Source organism: Burkholderia sp. Bp8998 (assembly GCF_003854235.1).
GTDB lineage: Bacteria > Pseudomonadota > Gammaproteobacteria > Burkholderiales > Burkholderiaceae > Burkholderia.
This window is the reverse complement of record NZ_QTQF01000002.1, coordinates 429,047-447,440: the sequence shown is the minus strand read 5'-3', so window position 1 is coordinate 447,440 and position 18,394 is coordinate 429,047. Positions and strand designations below refer to the sequence as shown.

General features: G+C 69.9%; 18 protein-coding genes. 14 read left to right on the top strand and 4 right to left on the bottom strand.

Annotation, left to right across the window (positions count from 1 at the left end; translation table 11 throughout):
- Nucleotides 1-53: 53 nt before the first annotated feature.
- A complete protein-coding gene (locus tag DIE06_RS04860; RefSeq protein ID WP_124660377.1) occupies nucleotides 54-1,739 on the bottom strand; it encodes a metallophosphoesterase family protein in 1,686 nt (561 codons plus the stop codon).
- A 294-nt stretch (nucleotides 1,740-2,033) separates the two neighbouring features.
- Here DIE06_RS04860 and DIE06_RS04850 point away from each other — a divergent pair, with 294 nt between their 5' ends.
- From DIE06_RS04850 to DIE06_RS04815, 8 genes are all read left to right on the top strand, one after another.
- On the top strand, nucleotides 2,034-2,333 hold the full coding sequence (locus DIE06_RS04850; RefSeq protein ID WP_124660376.1) for a YXWGXW repeat-containing protein: 300 nt from the start codon (nucleotides 2,034-2,036) through the stop codon (nucleotides 2,331-2,333).
- Between the two features lie 217 nt (nucleotides 2,334-2,550).
- A complete protein-coding gene (locus DIE06_RS04845) occupies nucleotides 2,551-3,315 on the top strand; it encodes an RNA polymerase sigma factor (RefSeq protein ID WP_124660375.1) in 765 nt (254 codons plus the stop codon).
- Nucleotides 3,312-3,731 carry a hypothetical protein gene (locus DIE06_RS04840; RefSeq protein ID WP_124660374.1) on the top strand — a complete coding sequence of 140 codons (420 nt, stop codon included), beginning with the start codon at nucleotides 3,312-3,314 and terminating at the stop codon, nucleotides 3,729-3,731. Before DIE06_RS04845 ends, DIE06_RS04840 begins: the two co-directional genes overlap by 4 nt.
- Nucleotides 3,728-4,231 carry a periplasmic heavy metal sensor gene (locus DIE06_RS04835; protein ID WP_124660373.1) on the top strand — a complete coding sequence of 168 codons (504 nt, stop codon included), beginning with the start codon at nucleotides 3,728-3,730 and terminating at the stop codon, nucleotides 4,229-4,231. Before DIE06_RS04840 ends, DIE06_RS04835 begins: the two co-directional genes overlap by 4 nt.
- A 118-nt stretch (nucleotides 4,232-4,349) precedes the next feature.
- Nucleotides 4,350-5,195, top strand: a complete 846-nt coding sequence (locus DIE06_RS04830) for a GNAT family N-acetyltransferase (RefSeq protein WP_124660421.1) — start codon at nucleotides 4,350-4,352, stop codon at nucleotides 5,193-5,195.
- A 222-nt stretch (nucleotides 5,196-5,417) separates the two neighbouring features.
- Entirely contained in the window at nucleotides 5,418-6,812 is a 1,395-nt protein-coding gene (locus DIE06_RS04825; RefSeq protein WP_124660372.1) for a DUF1800 family protein, read from the top strand.
- A 2-nt stretch (nucleotides 6,813-6,814) separates the two neighbouring features.
- Nucleotides 6,815-7,978 (top strand): DUF1501 domain-containing protein, encoded by a 1,164-nt coding sequence (locus DIE06_RS04820; RefSeq protein WP_124660371.1) that lies wholly within the window; start codon nucleotides 6,815-6,817, stop codon nucleotides 7,976-7,978.
- A 67-nt stretch (nucleotides 7,979-8,045) separates the two neighbouring features.
- On the top strand, nucleotides 8,046-8,264 hold the full coding sequence (locus DIE06_RS04815; RefSeq protein WP_124660370.1) for a YXWGXW repeat-containing protein: 219 nt from the start codon (nucleotides 8,046-8,048) through the stop codon (nucleotides 8,262-8,264).
- Nucleotides 8,265-8,285: 21 nt separating this feature from the next.
- Here the strand turns inward: DIE06_RS04815 and DIE06_RS04810 are convergent, their stop codons facing one another.
- Nucleotides 8,286-9,479 (bottom strand): tyrosine-type recombinase/integrase, encoded by a 1,194-nt coding sequence (locus tag DIE06_RS04810; protein WP_124660369.1) that lies wholly within the window; start codon nucleotides 9,477-9,479, stop codon nucleotides 8,286-8,288.
- Nucleotides 9,480-9,811: 332 nt separating this feature from the next.
- On the opposite strand from DIE06_RS04810, the gene DIE06_RS04805 reads away from it, so the two are divergent.
- Complete coding sequence (locus DIE06_RS04805) at nucleotides 9,812-10,192, top strand: DUF4377 domain-containing protein (protein WP_124660368.1); 381 nt, start codon at nucleotides 9,812-9,814, stop codon at nucleotides 10,190-10,192.
- Nucleotides 10,193-10,217: 25 nt separating this feature from the next.
- Here the strand turns inward: DIE06_RS04805 and DIE06_RS04800 are convergent, their stop codons facing one another.
- Together DIE06_RS04800 and DIE06_RS04795 are read right to left on the bottom strand one after the other, a co-directional pair.
- Nucleotides 10,218-11,606, bottom strand: a complete 1,389-nt coding sequence (locus tag DIE06_RS04800) for a DHA2 family efflux MFS transporter permease subunit (protein ID WP_124660367.1) — start codon at nucleotides 11,604-11,606, stop codon at nucleotides 10,218-10,220.
- 246 nt (nucleotides 11,607-11,852) lie between these two features.
- Nucleotides 11,853-12,203, bottom strand: coding sequence for a VOC family protein (locus DIE06_RS04795; protein ID WP_011355015.1), 351 nt, complete (start codon nucleotides 12,201-12,203; stop codon nucleotides 11,853-11,855).
- Between the two features lie 259 nt (nucleotides 12,204-12,462).
- Between DIE06_RS04795 and DIE06_RS04790 the strand changes: the two genes are divergently transcribed.
- From DIE06_RS04790 to DIE06_RS04770, 5 genes are all read left to right on the top strand, one after another.
- Complete coding sequence (locus DIE06_RS04790) at nucleotides 12,463-13,602, top strand: LLM class flavin-dependent oxidoreductase (protein ID WP_124660366.1); 1,140 nt, start codon at nucleotides 12,463-12,465, stop codon at nucleotides 13,600-13,602.
- Nucleotides 13,603-13,770: 168 nt separating this feature from the next.
- Nucleotides 13,771-14,964: an acyl-CoA dehydrogenase family protein gene (locus DIE06_RS04785; RefSeq protein WP_124660365.1), complete on the top strand. Its 1,194-nt coding sequence runs from the start codon at nucleotides 13,771-13,773 to the stop codon at nucleotides 14,962-14,964.
- A gap of 10 nt (nucleotides 14,965-14,974) precedes the next feature.
- On the top strand, nucleotides 14,975-16,735 hold the full coding sequence (locus DIE06_RS04780) for an FAD-dependent oxidoreductase (RefSeq protein ID WP_124660364.1): 1,761 nt from the start codon (nucleotides 14,975-14,977) through the stop codon (nucleotides 16,733-16,735).
- Nucleotides 16,732-17,250 (top strand): flavin reductase family protein, encoded by a 519-nt coding sequence (locus DIE06_RS04775; protein WP_124660363.1) that lies wholly within the window; start codon nucleotides 16,732-16,734, stop codon nucleotides 17,248-17,250. The genes DIE06_RS04780 and DIE06_RS04775 overlap by 4 nt, the downstream gene beginning before the upstream one ends.
- Nucleotides 17,251-17,265: 15 nt before the next feature.
- Nucleotides 17,266-18,354 (top strand): ferredoxin--NADP reductase, encoded by a 1,089-nt coding sequence (locus tag DIE06_RS04770; protein ID WP_124660362.1) that lies wholly within the window; start codon nucleotides 17,266-17,268, stop codon nucleotides 18,352-18,354.
- Nucleotides 18,355-18,394 lie beyond the last annotated feature (40 nt).

Genomic DNA, 18,394 nt, shown 5'->3' with positions numbered 1-18,394 from the left:
GAGCCGGACCCGGCCGCCCGCCGCGCGATCACGCGCCGCGGGCGGCCGCCGCATCAGCGCTCGCGGCGCTTCTTGCTCAGCTCGATCGTCTCGAACAACTCGTACTGCGCGGTCGGATGCTGATCCGCGCCCGGCGCGTGGTAGTAGCGCATCGTGATCGTCGTGTGGCCGCCCGGCTCGCCCGGATCGTGGTCGAACACGGCGATCCCGTAACCCGTGCCCGTATCGCGGCGCGCGGACCAGATCGCATCCTCCAGCGCATCGGCCGGCTTGCGCACGAACGTGTTCGCCGCCGTGCCCGGCACCGGCCGGTTCGGCTTCGTGAAGACCTTGGCCTGCGCGTAGCCGGTCGCCGGATTCTCGCCGTACACGTCGAGCGGCGCGCTGGTGCCGCCGCCGCCGAGGATCAGATGGATCGTGCCGTGGCTCGTGTCGAACGTCGTGCGGTCGGGATCGCTCGATCCGACCGGACGCGGCTGCAGCGTCTCGACGACTTCGCCGGTCGACGCATCGACGCCCGCGCGGTGATTGCAGCCGCGCACCGGGTAGCTGCGCTCGTAGTCGTGATCGTGACCGCACAGCACGAGGTCGACGCCGTAGCGGTCGAACAGCGGCAGCCAGGCCTCGCGAATGCCCTTGTCCGAGCCGTTGCCCGTCTTCGACGAGCTCAGCGCGTCCTGGTGCATCTGCACGACGATCCAGTCGATGTCGTCATCGTGCGACGCATGGCGCAGCGTGTGCTCGAGCCAGCGCGTCTGTTCGCCGTTGCTGTAGCCGCGCACGTAGAACGACGTGCCCGGTTCGATCGGCGCGTGGCCGGTGCTCGCGGCCGGCACCAGCGGAGCGGGGCCGCCGACGAACGCAGCCGCATCCTGGTACACGACGTCGTCGGCATCGAGCGAGACGAACAGCACCGAGCTCACGCGGAAGCTGTACCAGCGGCCCGGAAAGCGCGTGCCGTTCTCGGGCAGCGTATAGCGCGCGAGATACGAGTCGAGCCCCTGCGGGCCGTTGTTGAATTCGATCTCGTGATTGCCGGGGCATGGCATCCACGGGCGGTTCGCGGCCGACGTCTGGTTGTTGTTGCCGAAGTCGCGCCACACCTCCGGCTGATGCGCGGGGTTCAGGTTCGCGTAGCAGAGGTCGCCGTTCAGCAGGTGGAACAGCGGCTGGAACTGCTCGACGGCCTGCACCGCGAAGCGGCTTTGCGGCGACGACAGCACCCACGCGCCGTTCGGCGTCGCGAGGTCGCCGTAGCTCGTGAAGCGGAACGGTGCGCGTCCGCGCGGCGCGGTCGTGAAGGTCGCGGCGAACGGCTGCGCGGCGTTGCTGTCGTTGTCGGCCGTGAGTTCGTAGCGATAGCGCGTGTTCGGTTTCAGGCCGTGCACGCGCGCGTGGTACGTGAACACGGTTTCGCCGTTCAGGCCGTCGGTGTAAAGGCGCTGCACGCCGTGCACGGTGCGAGCCGGTTCGCCGTCGGCGACGATCCGCGCACGCGGATTGACGGCCGGCGCGAGCGACGCCCACGAGATCGCGACTTCCGACGTCGGGTCGCTGCCCCACGTCAGGTGCACCTGTTCGGGGGTGCCGTCCGGGTTCGACGCGGCGGCACGGGCGGCCGCGAGCCCGCCCGCGGCGGTGGCGAGGCCCGAGACGCCGGCCAGTTTCAGGAAGCCGCGACGCGAGACGGAAGCGGCCGGCTCGTTCGACTCGGCGGGGAAGTTGTCCTGGTTCGACATGGTCGTATTCTCGTTGGATGACATGCGAGATGCGGAACTGCCCGGCCGTGCGCGAGCGCGTCCGGGCGTGGGCCGGAAACGAGCGGGATCCCGGTGGCACGCATTGTCGACGCGCAGTTTTGCCGGGTTGTGACAGACGGTCATCAACGCACGGACCCGCTGCGTCGATGGACGTGCGCGGCGTTGCCGGCGCGGCGCAAATTTATTTGCGTGTGTCGCGACGGATTTTTCCGCAGGCGTCGTTTAACGAACGAACGGCACTTTCAGCCGGGAAACGATGCTTCGGAGTCTTGCATGAAACTTTCCATTTCATTACGGTTTGCCGCGGGATGCGTGGCCGCGCTGGCGACGTCCGCCGCATTCGCGCAGGCCGTCATCGTCGCGCCGGTCGCGCCGCCGCCGCCGCGTGTCGAAGTGATGCCGGCGCCGCGCGCGGGCTACGTATGGGACCAGGGCCACTGGCACTGGCGGCAGGGCCGCTACGTGTGGATTCCCGGGCACTGGCAGGTGGTGCGTGCCGGCTACCACTGGGTGCCAGGGCACTGGGCCGCGCGCGGCCCGAACTGGCGCTGGGTGCCGGGTCACTGGGCGTGACGCGCAGGGTGCCGCACGGCGCGCAGCGCCGGTGCGGCGCGACTTCCACACAACCTCGTCAGTCGAGCCATGCCTTTTCGAACCCTCGTGATCGTGGCAGCCGCGGCCGTCGTGCTGGCCGGCTGCGTCGTGGTGCCGGCGCGCCCGGTGTATTACCGGCCCGCGCCGGTCGTCGTATATTGATCGCGCCGGCCGGCTTGCTATCGACAGGATCGATATGCCGTTCGAACCGGATGTCGACGAAACCGACCGGGCCGATCCCGGGTGCGGCGCGCGACGCGTTGTCGACGCGCCGGCATGGCGCCGTGCGGCGCCGGCCCGACGCATGCAAGGAGAGCACGACGATGAGCTTCAGCCGGACGGCGGGCACACCCGCCGGCAGCATGTGGCGTTCGCACCGCGCATGGCGGAGCAACCCGCGTTGAGCGACGCCGATCCGGACGCGGAGCTCGTCGCGCGGGTCGGCGCACGCGACACGTCGGCCGTGCGCGTGCTCGTCGCACGCAAGCTGCCGCGCTTGCTCGCGCTCGCGACGCGCATGCTCGGCGACCGGACCGAAGCCGAAGACGTCGCGCAGGAAACCTTCTTGCGGATCTGGCATCACGCGCCGCGCTGGCGGGACGGCGAAGCGCGCTTCGACACATGGCTGCATCGCGTCGTGCTGAACCTGTGCTACGACCGTTTGCGCGGGCGACGCGAGGAGCCGGTCGACGAATTGCCCGACGTGCCCGACCCGCAACCCGAGCCGGCCGCGCACGCGGAGTTGCGCTCGCGCGACGCGCGCGTGCGCGAGGCGCTCGCCGCGCTGCCGCCCAGGCAGCGGGAAGCGCTCGTGCTCCAGTACTATCAGGACATGTCGAACATCGAAGCGGCCAACCTGATGGGCATCACCGTCGATGCGCTGGAAAGCCTGCTCGCGCGTGCGAGGCGCAACCTGCGCGCGCAACTGGCCGGCGACCCACCTAGCGAGGACAAGCGATGACACCCGAACGATTCCGTACCATCGTCGCCGCGTACGGCTCGGATGCGCGGCGCTGGCCGCAAGACGAGCGCGCGGCGGCCGAAGCGTGGGCGCAAGCGCATCCGCGCGACGCGCTGGAGGCGCTCGACGATGCCGCCGAGCTCGATGCATGGCTCATGCGGGACACGGTCGCGCCGCCCGCGCCGGCGCTCGTCGAACGCATTGTCGCGTCGGCGCCTGTGCCGCAACGTGCGCGGCGCCGGGGAAAGGTGTGGTGGTCGGGCGCGGCATTCGCGGGCGTCGGGCTGGCCGGCGCGCTGGCCGGCGCGCTGGCGGTGTCGATGCTGATGCTCGGCGGTGCGTCGATCGCGCAACACGAACCGGGCTACCTGACGACGACGTTCGGCAGCCCGAGCATCGACGGAGGCGACGAGTGAGCGAGCGCGGCTGGAAATTCATTCTCGTCGGATCCGTCGTGCTGAACGTGTTCATGCTCGGCGCGATCGGCGGCGGCGCGTATCAGTGGTTTTCGACGCATCGCGATCTGCATGGGGCCGGGATGCCGGGACAGCGTACGGCGTTGCGGTTCGCCGCGGACGAATTGTCCGATGCGCGTCAGCAGGAATTCATGGCGGCGCTGAAGGCGGCACGCAAGGACGGTCGGGATTTCGCCCGTGAAGGACGTGACGGGCGGATCACGGTGCTGGACCTGCTGGCGGCGCCGCAGCTCGATCGTGCGGCGATCGACGCGGCGCTCGATCGGACGCGGGCGGCGGACAGTGCATTGCGCGGGCAGGTCGAGCGCAGTGTCGTCGATTTCGCGGCGACGCTGACGCCGGACGAGCGCGCGAAGTTCGTCGACGGGCTGCGGCGTAGCGGGAACTGGCGATTGCCGGCGAGATGGCAGAAAAATCCGGACGCGCACGGGCCCTCGTAAACAGCGTGGCGTGACGACGCTCCACGTTCGCCCGTTCGGATTATGATGACCCGATCGGCGGCGGCGCATTCGACGCAACGCGAGGCGGCGATCCCGAGTGCCGCGACAGGGGCGAACCATGGATCGAAGCGAAGACTTTATCGTGCGTACCATGTCGGCCGGCGAGGTGGCCATGTCGGTCGAATGGGCGGCTGCAGAAGGGTGGAACCCCGGCCGGCATGACCCCGACTGTTTCAGGGAAGCGGACCCGGCCGGCTTCTTCGTCGGGGTTTTGCGCGGTGAGCCGGTCGCGTGCATCTCCGCCGTCGCTTATGACGAACGCTTTGGCTTCATCGGCCTCTATATCGTGAAACCCGGGTTTCGCGGCAAAGGCTTCGGCATGCGCATCTGGCAGCACGGCATGCGTTACCTCGGAGACCGCAACGTCGGGCTCGACGGTGTCGTGGCCCAGCAGGCGAACTACCGGAAGTCCGGGTTCCGGCTCGCGTATCGCAACATCCGCTATCAGGGGCGCGTGGACGGCATCGGGTGCGCGCATGTGGCGGCCGCTGCCGATGTCCCGTTCGAGCAGCTGCTTGCGTACGATCGCCAGTGTTTTCCGGCGGCGCGCGAGCGTTTCGTCTCCACCTGGATCGCGCAACCGGATGCCGTTGCGCTTGCTACGGTCGATGCCGGCCGTGTCGCCGGATACGGCGTCGTGCGCCACTGCACGGCGGGCTGCAAGATCGGCCCGCTCTTCGCCGATGACGCTGACATTGCCACCGGGCTGTTTCGTGCGCTGGCGTCGCGCATGCCCGGCGAGGTGATCGTGCTCGACGTGCCTGAAACGAATCCCGCGGCCGTCGCGCTGGCGGAACGGCACGGCATGTCGAGCGTCTTCGAAACCGCGCGGATGTACACGAAGGAAGCGCCCGCGATCGCGATCGATCGTGTGTTCGGGGTGACGTCGTTCGAGTTGGGCTGACAACTTCCCGGCTACTTCTCGAACCAGTATTCGAACTCGGTATGGTTCTGGTTGAACGCCTTCGCGTCGGACACGGTTTCCGCACGCACGATGCGGTGGATGCCTCGGAACTTGCCCGACATCTGACATCGCCGCACCGAATCCGGAATATTTCATCCATTCCGCGACGGATTTCCCGCCGACCCCCGTTAAACAGGGGTACGCAACGCGAGAGCCCCCGTCATGGACCATCCGAACGACATCTCACCGGCCGCCATCGCACTGAATCGTTTCGGTCTCGGCGCGCGGGCCGACGACGCGCCGCCGGCTGATCCGAAGGCCGCGCTGGTCACCCAGTTCGACCGCTACGACGCGCGTCCCGCCGCATGGGCCGGCGAGCCGGACGCGGTCACGCTTGCAACCCGGTTCGCGAATACCCGCAACGCGATGACGAGTGACGACGCGGCCGCAAAGCGCGCGACCGCGCAGTCGATCCGTCGTGACGGCTACGACGCGTATCGCAGCGCGGTCGCTGCACGGCTGAACAGCGCGCTCACCACGTCCGCGCCGTTCGTCGAGCGTCTCGCGCATTTCTGGGCGAACCATTTCGCGGTGTCGGTCGACAAGGGGCAGGTCGCCGCGTACGCGGGCGCATTCGAGCGCGATGCGATCCGCCCGCACGTGCTGGGCCGCTTCGAGGACATGCTCGTCGCCGTCGAGCAGCATCCCGCGATGCAGCTGTTCCTCGACCAGGCGCGCTCGGTCGGCCCCGACAGCCCGGCCGCGCTGCGCGCCGACGCCCGCAATCCGGCGGCGCGGCGCGGCCTCAACGAGAACCTCGCGCGCGAAATCATGGAGCTGCATACGCTCGGCGTACGCACCGGCTATACGCAAGCGGACGTGACGGAATTCGCGCGTGCGCTGACCGGCTGGAGCATCGCCGGCGGGCGCGGGCCGCAGCCCGGCGATGCGGCGCCCGGTGCGTTCGTGTTCCGCCCGAAGCTGCACGAACCGGGGGCACGCACGGTGATGGGGCGCACCTACGACCAGCCGGGCGAGGCGCAGGCGCGCGCGATCCTGAGCGATCTGGCGCGTGCGCCGGCGACGGGCCGGCATGTCGCGTTCCAGCTCGCCCGTCATTTCGTCGCCGACAATCCGCCGCCCGCGCTCGTCGACCGGCTCGCCCGCGCATTCGAGACGAGCGGTGGCGACTTGCCGACCGTCTATCGCGCGCTCGTCGATGCGCCGGACGCCTGGTCGCCGGTCAATCGCAAGTTCAAGACACCGTGGGAGTGGGCCGTGTCGTCGCTGCGCGGGCTCGGTTGGCGCGACGCGGGCGACCTGAAGGCCGCGCCGCTGCTCGCGCAACTCGGCCAGCCGGTGTGGCGGCCCGGATCGCCGGCCGGCTACGACGACGTCGCCGCGAGCTGGGCCGCGCCCGATGCGCTGGTGCGCCGGGTCGAGATCGCGCAGCGGCTCGCCGCGCGCACGGGCGACCGGCTCGATCCACGCACGCTCGGCAATACGCTTCTGGCCGGCTCGTTGAGCGCACCGACGGCGACGGCACTGTCGCGCGCGGAAAGCGCGACCACGTCGCTCGCGCTGCTGCTCGTATCGCCCGATTTCCAACGGAGATGAACATGGCTCGATCCATTTCCCGTCGACATTTCCTGAGCATCGCCGCCGCCGGGGCGGGCGCGATCCTCGTCGCGCCGCGCATCGTGTTCGCGAACGTCGAGACCGACCGGCGCTTCGTGTTCGTGATCCAGCGCGGCGCAGCCGACGGGCTGAACATCGTTGTCCCGTATGCGGAACCCGCGTATGCGTCGCTGCGCGGCCCGCTGGCGATCGACGCGTCGTCGGCGACGCGCATCGACGGCACGTTCGCGCTGCATCCGTCGCTCGTGCAGACCGCGCAAATGGTTCGCGACAAGCAGGCGCTGTTCGTCCACGCGATCGCGTCGCCGTATCGCGACCGCTCGCATTTCGATGGCCAGAACGTGCTCGAGACCGGCGGCCGCGCGCCATACCAGGTGAAGGACGGCTGGCTGAACCGGCTCGCCGCGATGCTGCCGGCGACGCGGGACAACGCGATCGCGTTCGCGCAGACGGTGCCGCTCGCGTTGCGCGGCAGCGTGCAGGCCGCGTCGTACGCGGCATCGGGTTTGCCGGCCGCGCCGGACGACCTGCTCGCGCGCGTGTCGGCGCTTTACGAGGCCGACGCGCAGCTCGGGCCGCTGTGGCAAACGGCGATGGCCGTGCGCGGCCTCGCCGGCGACGTACATGCGCGCCAGGATCCGGCGGGTGTCGGCAAGCTCGCGGCGACCTTTCTCGCGCGCGACGACGGCCCGCGGATCGCGATGATCGAGACGGGCGGCTGGGACACGCACAGCGCGCAGAACGCGCGGCTCGCGAACCAGTTGAAGGCGCTCGACACGATGCTCGCCGCATTGCGCGACGGTCTCGGACCCGTGTGGCGGCAGACCACGGTGCTCGTCGCGACCGAGTTCGGCCGCACCGCCGCCGCGAACGGCACGGGCGGCACCGATCACGGGCAGGCGTCGGTCGCGATGCTGGCGGGCGGGGCGGTCGATGGCGGACGCGTGATCGCCGACTGGCCCGGCTTGCGGCCGGGCGACCTGTACGACGGGCGCGACCTGAAGCCGACCGCGTCGCTCGACGCGCTGATCGCGGGCGCGGCCGCCGAAAGCCTGCGGCTCGATCCCGGCCGTACCGCGTCGACGCTGTTCGAGGAGAGCGGCACGACGCGGCCGATGACGGGCCTCGTTCGCGGAACCGCGTGACGCGCGGCATGCGCGTGTTCGCATCCGCCAACCCGATTACACATGACACAACAGGGAGAAATCGAAGATGAAGATCCGATCCGTATCGCTTGCCGTATGGATGACGATGAGCGCGGCGCTGATGTCCGCTTGCGTGGTGGAACCGGCGCGGCCGCCGCAGCCCGCGCCGGTCGTCGAAGTGATGCCGCCGCCGCCCGCGCCCGGCTATCGCTGGACGAAGGGCCATTACCGCTGGGCCGGCAACCACTGGGCGTGGGTGCCGGGGCATTGGGTGGCCGTGTATTGAAGCGGGCGAACGGCACGCCGTTCACCAACCGATCCGGTGCTTCTCCTCGGTTTCGCTATGTCGCCAGTCGTCGTCCGCGTGCAGATACTGGCTCGTCGTCGTCAACGATACGTGGCCGAGGTTGTCGCGCACGAGCCGCAGGTCGATACGGCCGTCGGCCATATGCGAGCCCGCGCTGTGGCGCAGCCAGTGCGCGGACGCCTGTTCGAGCACGCGCGCTTGTGCTTCACCTGCATCCCCTTGCGCACGCAACCGGTCGGCCGCGAACCGGAACACCTGCTTCACGATCCGGTGCAGCGCCGCGCGCGTGAGCGGCTTGCGCGTGTGACCGGCAGGCAGCACGAGCGGCGTGGGTTCGCCGTCCGCCGGGAGCGCGGGCAGGCCATGCGCGCGCCGGTAGCGCGTGAGCTCGGCCATCATCTCGGCGGTGGCCGGCACGAGCCGTTGCCGGCCGCCTTTGCCGGTCACGTCGAGCCACCAGCGATCGTGCCCGTTCGCATCGCGCCGCGCGAAGAATTGCCCCATCGTCGTTTCGGCTGCTTCAGTGATGCGCAGCCCGCCGAGATACAGCAGCGTGAAGACCCAGCGCGCGCGATCCGCATGGAAGGCGGCGCGTGCGTCGTCGCGCGGCATTGCTGCGATCGCGTCCTTGACCGCCTGCCACAGCGGCGGCCCGAGATGCCGCGTGACGCGCGGCGCGGGCCGTCGTTGCCGCTGCCGCGACAGCGCCAGCGGATTGCCGGCCAGATAGCCCGCCTGCACGAGCCACGAGAACATCACGTTCAGGATCACCAGCGCCTGCCGCCGGCTGGCCGCCGACAGCGGCCCGTAGAACGGCCGCCAGCGCGGATCGCCGCGCGGATGCTTGCGGCCGCCGTTCGCGCACCACACGTCGGCCGGCGCGGGCGCGACCAGGAACTGCCGGTAGACGACGAGATCCTCGTGCGTGAGCGACGACAGCGGCTTGCCGCACGCGATCACGGCCCACAGCAGCAGGCGTTCGGCTTCCTTGCGGTAGTTCTGGAACGTGGTGGGCGTGTCGACGAAGCGCGCGAGCCATGCGCGCACGGCGTCGAGATCGTGGGTCGCGGCGATCTGCGGATGCGCGCCGGTCGAGCGGTTGGTGCCCGCGCGTCCGTCGAGCGCGGCCGGCACGGTCAGCGCATCGATCGGCTGCGGCCGCAGCGCGGCGTCGGACGGAACGGGTGAGGTCATGCGAACAGGGGGCGCGGCTTGCCGGTGGCCGGGCGGGCGCACGCGGCGCGACGAAGCGGTCGAGGAAGCGTCGATGGTAATACACGATCACCCCGCGGTGAAGCCGCCGTCGAGCGCATCACCGCAGCGACAACGCGCGGTTCAGCAATGTCCGCACGAGCGTTGCCTGCCGCGTGACGCCCCTTATCGAGAAGATCGCCCGCGGATGCGAGCGGGCGGTGTGCTTGCATATCTCGAATGAGGGTGGCGGCACGCGCCCTGTAAGCTATTTGCGAACTTTAGTGGGCGCCATTCGTCAAATCGCCCCGCCAACGTTTCCAGAGGAATATCAGATGATCCGCAAGACCCGAACGCTGCTCGGCGCGGCCGTGATTGCCGGCAGCACGCTGCTCGCCGGATGCCAGACCGACGCGGCCGCGACGGCGCCGAACGCGGTGCGCCCGGCCGACAGCAAGCCGGTGACCAGGACCGTCTATGTCGCGCCGCAGTCCGCGCGCTGCACGGGCGTCGCGCCGATGGAGTGCCTGCAGGTGCGCAATAGCCCGACCGAGCCGTGGAGCCTGTGGTACGCCGGTATCGAAGGCTTCGCGTACCAGCCCGGCTCCCTGTACACGCTCGAAATCGACGAGTACCGCGTCGCGCGGCCGCCGGCCGACGGTTCGTCGATCCGCTGGGTGCTCAAGCGGGTCGTCGAGCGCCGCCAGGTGAACTGACGGCCGCGCGCGCCCGCGGTGCCGCTTACGCGGACGGCCGTGGCGCGACCGGCCGCGGCGGCGCGGCGGTATCGATCCGCCGGAACACGACGGACGACAGCAGCGTGACCGAGCCCATGCAGACGAACGACAGCATGAAGCCGTTCGCCGTCGAGCCCCAATGCTCGGCGAACAGGTTCACGAGCCCGCCGCCGATCGACACGCCGAGCCCCATCGCCAGCATCTGCATCATCGTGAACAGGCTGTTGCCGCTGCCGGCGTCGGCGTGCGACAGCCCCTTCAGCGTCACGGCGTTCATCGCGGCGAACTGCATCGAGTTCGCGGCGCCGAACACGATCAGCAACGCCATCTCCAGCGCCGGCGCGGGCCGGGCCGAGACCAGCGCGAACCCCGCGATCGCGCAACCGACGATCCCCGTGTTCACGACCAGGAACGTCGCATAGCCGAAGCGTTTCGCGAGCGGCGCGATCCAGCGCTTCGCGAGCACGCCGGCGATCGCGGCCGGCAACATCATCATCCCGGACTGCAGCGGCGTATAGCCGAGCTGCACCTGCATCAGCAGCGGCAGCATGAACGGCACCGCGCTCGTGCCGATCCGGCACAGCAGGTTGCCGAGCAGCCCCGCGCCGAAGTTCGGCTCGCGGAACAGCCCGAGCCGGAACAGCGGCTGCGCGCGCCGCCGTGCATGAGGCAGGTACGCGAGCGCGCTCGCCACGCCCAGCACGGCCAGCCCGATCGCCCAGCCGGTGCGGTGCGCGGGCATCGGCGGATCGATCGCGAGCGACAGCGCGATCATCGCGACCGACAGCAGCGCGCAGCCGACGAAGTCGAACGGCGGCGGCTGCGTCGCCTGGTCGTGCGGCAGGAAGCGCTGCACCGCGAGGAAGCCGACCACGCCGACCGGCACGTTGACGATGAACACCCAGTGCCAGGAAATCGCCTGGGTGAGCCAGCCGCCGAGCGTCGGCCCGACGATCGGGCCGAGCTGCCCGGCGATCGACACGAACGCGATCGCCGCGACGTACTGTTCGCCCGGCACGCGACGCAGCACGGCGAGCCGCCCGATCGGCAGCAGCATCGAGCCGCCGATGCCCTGCACGGCGCGCGCGACGACGAGCTGGCCGAGCGTGTGCGACGCGGCACAGCCGATCGACGCGAGCGAGAACACGAGGATGGCGAGCGAGAACACGCGGCGCGTGCCGAACCGGTCCGCGAGCCAGCCGGATGCCGGCGTGAGCATCGCCATCGTCAGCGTGTAGACGACCACGACCGGCTGCATCGCGAGCGGCGACGCATGCAGGCTTTGCGCGATCGACGGCAGCGCGGTGTTGACGATCGTCGTGTCGAGCGACTGCATGAAGAACGCGGCGGCGACGATCCACAGCAGCGCGGAGTGTGAGGGTTCGCGGAACATGACGGAATGGGAAGTGCGGCGACCGGCGCGGCGACGGTGCGGCGTGCAACATGCAAGGCGCGACACGGCCCGGTGGGCCCGCGCCGGCGCACGGCCTGTCTACGAGCGTTCGATGGTACCGATTCCGGCGGTCATCGGGAAGATGCCTGAAGGCATTGACCTCGACCGTTCACGCGGCATCCGGCCGGATGCCCGCCGGCCGGGCCGCGCACCGCAGCCACCGCCCACCATCCACCGTGACTAACGTCATGCCGCGCGTTTCTGCGAAATCACCAGCAACGCCCCGTTCTTGTCCTCCAGCACCGCGCGGTATTCGTGCGGCCCGGCCTGCACCGGCACGCGCACCGACGCGCCGGCCTTCACGACCCGCGCCATCGCCGCGTAGAGGTCGTCGTCCTCGTCCACCCGCAGCGTGAGCGCCGCGCGCTCGACGATCTGCTCGTCGCCGGCGACCAGCGCGATCGTCAGCGGGCCGCCGTCGAGCGCGCAATAGCGGTCGCCGTCGCGGAACTTCACGTTCAGGCCCAGCCCGTCGACGAACAGCGGCAAGGCCGTGTCGATGTCGTCGACCGGGTACAACAGCATCGATACCTTCATTCCCTGTCTCCCTTGTCGTGATGTGGTCGGCGCGCACTGCACCGTCGTTCGATGCTAGCGCGCGGTGCCGGTGGCGACGCAGTCCGATCGGATGACGGTGAAACCCCTCTGTCCCCGCAGGCGTGCCGTTACTCCAAACAGACGATGCCCGTGCGGGCCCGCGCGCCGACACTCCCATCCGTGGACCGTCGCTATTCGTCCGTATCGTGCGGGCGGCTGCACGACCCCGACTCGTCCAACATACATGGAGACGCACGCAATGAAGTTTTCCCTCATCTACGAAGCCCAGACCACCGACGCATCGCGCGAGGGCGACCATCAGGTGTTCAAGGAGACGGTCGAGCAGGCGCTGCTGGCCGAGCAGGTCGGCTTCGACACGATCTGGTGCGTGGAGCACACGTCGCTGACCAACTATGCGCACATGAGCGCGCCGGAAACCTTCCTTGCGTACCTGGCCGGCCGCACGACGCGCATCGGCCTCGGTCACGGCGTCGTGTGCCTGCCGCCGGCGATGAACCATCCGATCAAGGTCGCCGAGCGCGTCGCGCTGCTCGACATCCTGTCGGGCGGCCGCGTGCATTTCGGCGTCGGCAAGGGCGGCAGCCAGCAGGAAGCGGGCGCGTTCGGCTATGACCTCAACGAACTGCAGCCGATGATCGACGAGTCGATGTACCTGGTGCCGAAGATGTTCGTGCAGGACGAGATCGAGCACGACGGCCAGTACATCAAGATTCCGAAGCGTCCGATCCACCCGAAGCCGTTCCAGGATCCGCATCCGCCGATGTACCTCGCCTGCACGAACACCGACGCGCTGCTGCGCGCCGGCCAGCGCGGGATGGGTGCGCTGGTGCTCGGCTTCGGCGGTCCCGATGAAGTCGCGAAGAAGAACGCGGTCTATCGCGAAGCGTGGGCGAACCGCAAGCCGGAGGACCAGGTCGGCTTCCGCCCGACCCAGCACCTCGCGGCACTGTGCCCGACGGTCGTGATGGCGGACGGCCAGAAGGCCCGCAAGATCGGCATCCGCGGCCAGCGCTACTTCATGGAATCGCTCGCGTACTGGTACACCGGCGGCGAGCGTCCGGACCCGGCGAAGTGGGGCGACGACCTCGTGCAGGCCGATACCGGCGAGATGGTGATCCGTTCGCGCTTCGCGTCGGAGGAAGTCGTCGTGAACTTCGCCGATCCGGCGCTCGCGATGATGAACCCGAACCACGCGTACGGCACGGTGGACGACTGCATCGGCTACGTGGGCCGCCTGCAGGAAGCGGGCGTCGACGAAGTGCTGTTCCTGTGCCAGATGGGCACGGTGCCGCACGACGCGCAGATGGAGACGATCCGCAACATCGGCGAGCACGTGATCCCGTTCTTCAACAAGGAGCAGGAGCGCGCCTGCGCGTGAGGCGGGCCGGGTCGCGTCGCGCCGGTCGTCTCTTCGGACGATGCGGCGCGGCCGTGCGAGCCCGACCATCGTCGGCTGGAACCCTCGCTCGCGGCGCCGGCCGCGACGGACAACGTTAAGAGAGATCGGGGTGGCGCGGCAGCGCGCTCCGTTTCACAGGAGACATTCGTGCATCGCGACAACGATTCGAACGCACTGGCCGCCACCCTGATCGCCCGGGCCGAGGCGCTGGCGCCGACGCTCGCCGGCCGCGCCGCGCAGGCGGAAGCGCAGGGCCGCATCCCGGCCGAGACGATCGCCGACATGCAGGCCGCCGGCTTCTTCAAGGTGCTGCAGCCGACGCGCTACGGCGGCTACGAGCTCGATCCGCAGGTCTTCTTCGACATCCAGATGGCGCTCGCGCGCGGCTGCATGTCGACGGCATGGGTGTACGGCGTCGTCGGCGTGCACAACTGGCAGCTCGCGCTGTTCGACGAACGCGCGCAGCAGGACGTGTGGGGCAAGGATCCCGCGACGCTGATCGCGTCGACCTACATGCCGGTGGGCCGCGTGACGCCGGTCGAAGGCGGCTTCCGCCTGTCCGGCCACTGGAAGTTCTCGAGCGGCAGCGAACTGTGCGAATGGGTGTTCCTCGGCGCGCTGGTGCCGCCGGCCGAAGCAGGCCAGCCGCCGGAGTACCGCACGTTCCTGCTGCCGAAGTCCGACTACCGGATCCAGCAGGACTGGGACGTGCTCGGCCTGCGCGCGACCGGCAGCCACGACATCGTCGTCGACGACGTGTTCGTGCCCGCGTACCGTACGCACAAGGCGATCGACGGGATGATGGGGACGAGCCCGGGCCTTGCGGTGAACGACGCGCCGCTGTTCAAGCTGCCGTTCGCACAGATCTTCGTGCGCGCGGTGTGCACGTCGTGCATCGGCGCGCTGCAGGGCGCGCTCGACGATTTCACCGGCTACGCGGCCACGCGCGTGTCGGCCAACAGCGGCACGAAGACGACCGACGATCCGGGCGCGCAGAACGCGTGCGCGAACGCGGCGGTCGCGGTCGACGAGATGAAGGTGCTGCTCAAGCGCAACTTCGCGGAGCTGATGGCGTCGGTGACCGGCGGCCCGGCCGTGTCGATCGAGCGCCGCGTGCATTTCCGCTACCAGTCCGCGCAGGTCGCCGAGCGCTGCGCGCAGGCCGCGAACGCGCTGCTGCGCCATGCGGGCGGCAACGGGATCTACCACCGCAATCCGCTGGTGCGCCGCTTCCTCGACCTGCACGCGGCCCGCGCGCACTACGCGAACAACGTGGACCGCTTCGGCCAGAACCTCGGCGCCGTGATGCTCGGCCGCGAGAACACGGACTACTTCATCTGACGGGGCGGCAATGAACGACACGCAAGCGCAGCAATACGTGTTCGACGTCGTGGTCGTCGGCTCGGGCGCGGGCGCGCTGCTCGCGGCGTGCCGCGCGGCCGACCGCGGGCTGTCCGTCGTCGTGATCGAGAAGACGGCGCTGTACGGCGGCACGTCGGCGGTTTCGGGCGGCGGCATCTGGATCCCGTGCAATCACCATATCGCGGAACTCGGCGCGACCGATACGCGCGAGGCCGCGCGCCGCTATCTCGACGCGTGCACGGCGGGCGCGTCGCCATCCGACAAGCTCGACGCGTATCTCGACCAGGCGCCCGAGATGCTGCGTTACCTCGAAGCGAAGACGCCGGTGCGCTACCAGGCGCTGCCGAAGTACGCGGACTATTTCCAGAAGCTGCCGGGCGCGATGCCGGGCTATCGCGCGCTCGATCCGCTGCCGTTCGACGGCGGGCGGCTCGGCGACGAGCTCGACCGACTGCGGCCACCGTCGCCCGGCACGCTGATCGGCGGCCGCGTGGCCGTGACGTCGAAGGAGGCGCACACGCTGTTCTCGCGCGGGCCGGGCTTCACGACGCTTGCGATCGCGCAGTTCGGCCGCTACTGGCTCGATCTCGGCGTGCGCCGCCGCACGCGGCGGGATCGGCGTCTCACGCTCGGCAACGCGCTGATCGGCGGGCTGCGCCGCGCGCTGCTCGACCGCAACGTGCCGGTGTGGCTCGACACCCCGATGCGCGACCTGCTCGATGTGGACGGCCGCGTGACGGGTGTGCGTGCGCAGCGCTTCGGGCAGCCGGTGACGATCGTCGCGCGGCGCGGCGTGATCCTCGGCGCGGGCGGCTTCGAGCGCAACCAGCCGATGCGCGAACGCTACCTGCCGCAGCCGACACAGATGCGATGGAGCGCGACGCCGCCGGCCAACACCGGCGACGCGATCGCCGAAGGCCACCGGCTCGGCGGCGCGCTCGCGCTGATGGAACACGTCTGGGGCGCGCCGACGGTCGGCGTCGCGGGCGAGGAGAAGCAGCGTGCGCTGTTCGTCGAACGCAACCTGCCGGGCTGCGTGATCGTCAACGGTCTCGGCAGGCGCTTCGTCAACGAAGCCGCGCCGTATTCGGAATTCGTGCCGGCGATGTATCGCGACCATGCGCGCACCGGCGCGTGCGTGCCGGCCTGGATGGTGTTCGACGCGCGCTTTCGCCGCAAGTATCCGTGCGGGCCGATCATGCCGGCGTCGATGATGCCCGATGCGCGCATTCCGGATGCGTTTCGCGACGTGCTCGTGAAGGCCGACACGATCGATGCGCTCGCCGTGCGGATCGGTGTCGACGCGGCCGGGCTGCACGACACGCTGCGCGACATGGCGCGTTACGCGGCAACCGGTATCGACGAAGCGTTCGGCAAGGGCGACAACCTGTTCGACACGTACTACGGCGATCCGAAGAACCAGCCGAATCCGTGCCTCGGGCCGGTCGACGAGGCGCCGTTCTACGCGATGCGGATCGACGCGGGCGACATCGGCACGAAGGGCGGGCTCGTCACCGACGCGCACGCGCGCGTGCTGCGCGCCGACGGCGTGCCGGTCGACGGCCTGTACGCCATCGGCAACACCAGTGCATCGGTGATGGGCGCGAGCTACCCCGGCGCGGGCTCGACGCTCGGGCCGGCGATGACCTTCGGGTTCATCGCCGCCGACCACCTGGCCGCGCAAGCGGCCGACGCCGGCGGCCGGTCGGACCGGCCGTCCACGACTGAACTTGACGGAGTCCAATCATGAGCGATCTCACTACCCATCCGCTGCGCACCGACATGCTGCTCGCGATGCGCCGCCTCGCGCGCTCCGTCACGGTCATCAGCAGCGCGCACGACGGCCGGCGCTACTCGATGTCCGCGACGGCGGTCGATTCGCTGTCGACCGATCCGCCGTCGCTGCTGATCTGCATCAACCGCAATGCGTCGCTCTATCCGCCGCTCGATGCGGGCGCGCCGTTCTGCGTGAACGTGCTGTCGGCCCGCCATGAAGGCATCGCGATCGACTGCAGCGGCCGCCTGAAGGGCGAGGCGCGCTTCACGACCGGCGAGTGGCGTACGTCGCCGCTGGGTGTCCCGTATCTGCACGATTCGCAGGCGAGCCTCGTGTGCGAGCAGGACGGGCGCTTCGAATACGGCACGCATACGGTGTTCATCGGGCGCATCGGCGAAGTGCTGATGAGCGGCGACGTCGATCCGCTCGTCTATCTCGACGGCGCCTATACGACACCCGGCGCGCCGGCGGCTCGCGCGGCTGCATGACGTGAGGAATCTGCGATGAGCGATTCGCGCTTCCACCGGCTGACCGTGGCCGACGTCATCGCCGAAAGCGACGACGCCTGCTCGTTCGTGTTCGACGTGCCCGCCGCGTTGCGCGATGCGTTCGCGTACCGGCCCGGCCAGTTCCTGACGCTGAACGTGCCGTGCACGGACGCGACCGTCGCGCGCTGCTACTCGCTGTCGAGCGCGCCGGGCATCGACGCGGCGCCGAAGATCACCGTCAAGCGCGTGCGCGACGGCCGCGCGTCGAACTGGCTGTGCGACCGCATTCGCGCGGGCGATGCGCTCGACGTGCTGCCGCCGGCCGGCGTCTTCACGCCGCGCACGCTCGACGGCGACCTGCTGCTGTTCGCGGGCGGCAGCGGCATCACGCCGGTGCTGTCGATCCTGAAATCGGCGCTCGTGCACGGCCGCGGGATGATGATGCTGATCTATGCGAACCGCGACGAGCGTTCGGTGATTTTTCGCGACGAACTGCAGCAGCTCGCGCACCGCCATCCGGGCCGCCTGCGCGTGATCCACTGGCTCGACAGCGTGCAGGGCGTGCCGCAGCAGCGGCATCTCGAGGAGCTCGCGCGGCCGTTCAGCCAGCAGGAGACGTTCATCTGCGGGCCGGCGATGTTCATGGAGAACGCGCTTGCCGCGATGCTCGGCCTCGGGCTGCCGCGTGCGCGCGTGCATGTCGAGCGCTTCGCGTCGCTGCCCGATGCGCCGGCGCAGGCGGATCCGGCGGCATCGGCCGCGACGGCCGGAACGGCTGGAACGGCTGGAACGGCTGGAACGGCTGGAACGACCGCCACGTCCGGAGACGGCGCCGCGATCGAGACGGTGCTCGACGGCGAGGCGTTCGCGTTCGACAGCGCGCCCGGCGAAACGCTGCTGGACGCGATGCTGCGCGCCGGCCTGCCCGCGCCGAATTCCTGCCGGATGGGGCAGTGCGGCGCGTGCATGTGCCGAATCGAACGCGGCGAAGTGGCGCTCGACGGCAACCACGTGCTCGACGACGACGAGATCGCGGCCGGCTGGACGCTCGCGTGCCGCGCGCGGCCCGCGAGCGATGCGCTGCGCGTGGTGTTCCCCGATTGATCCGCGGCGCCTGCGGCGCGCGCGGCAACCCTGTTGCGAT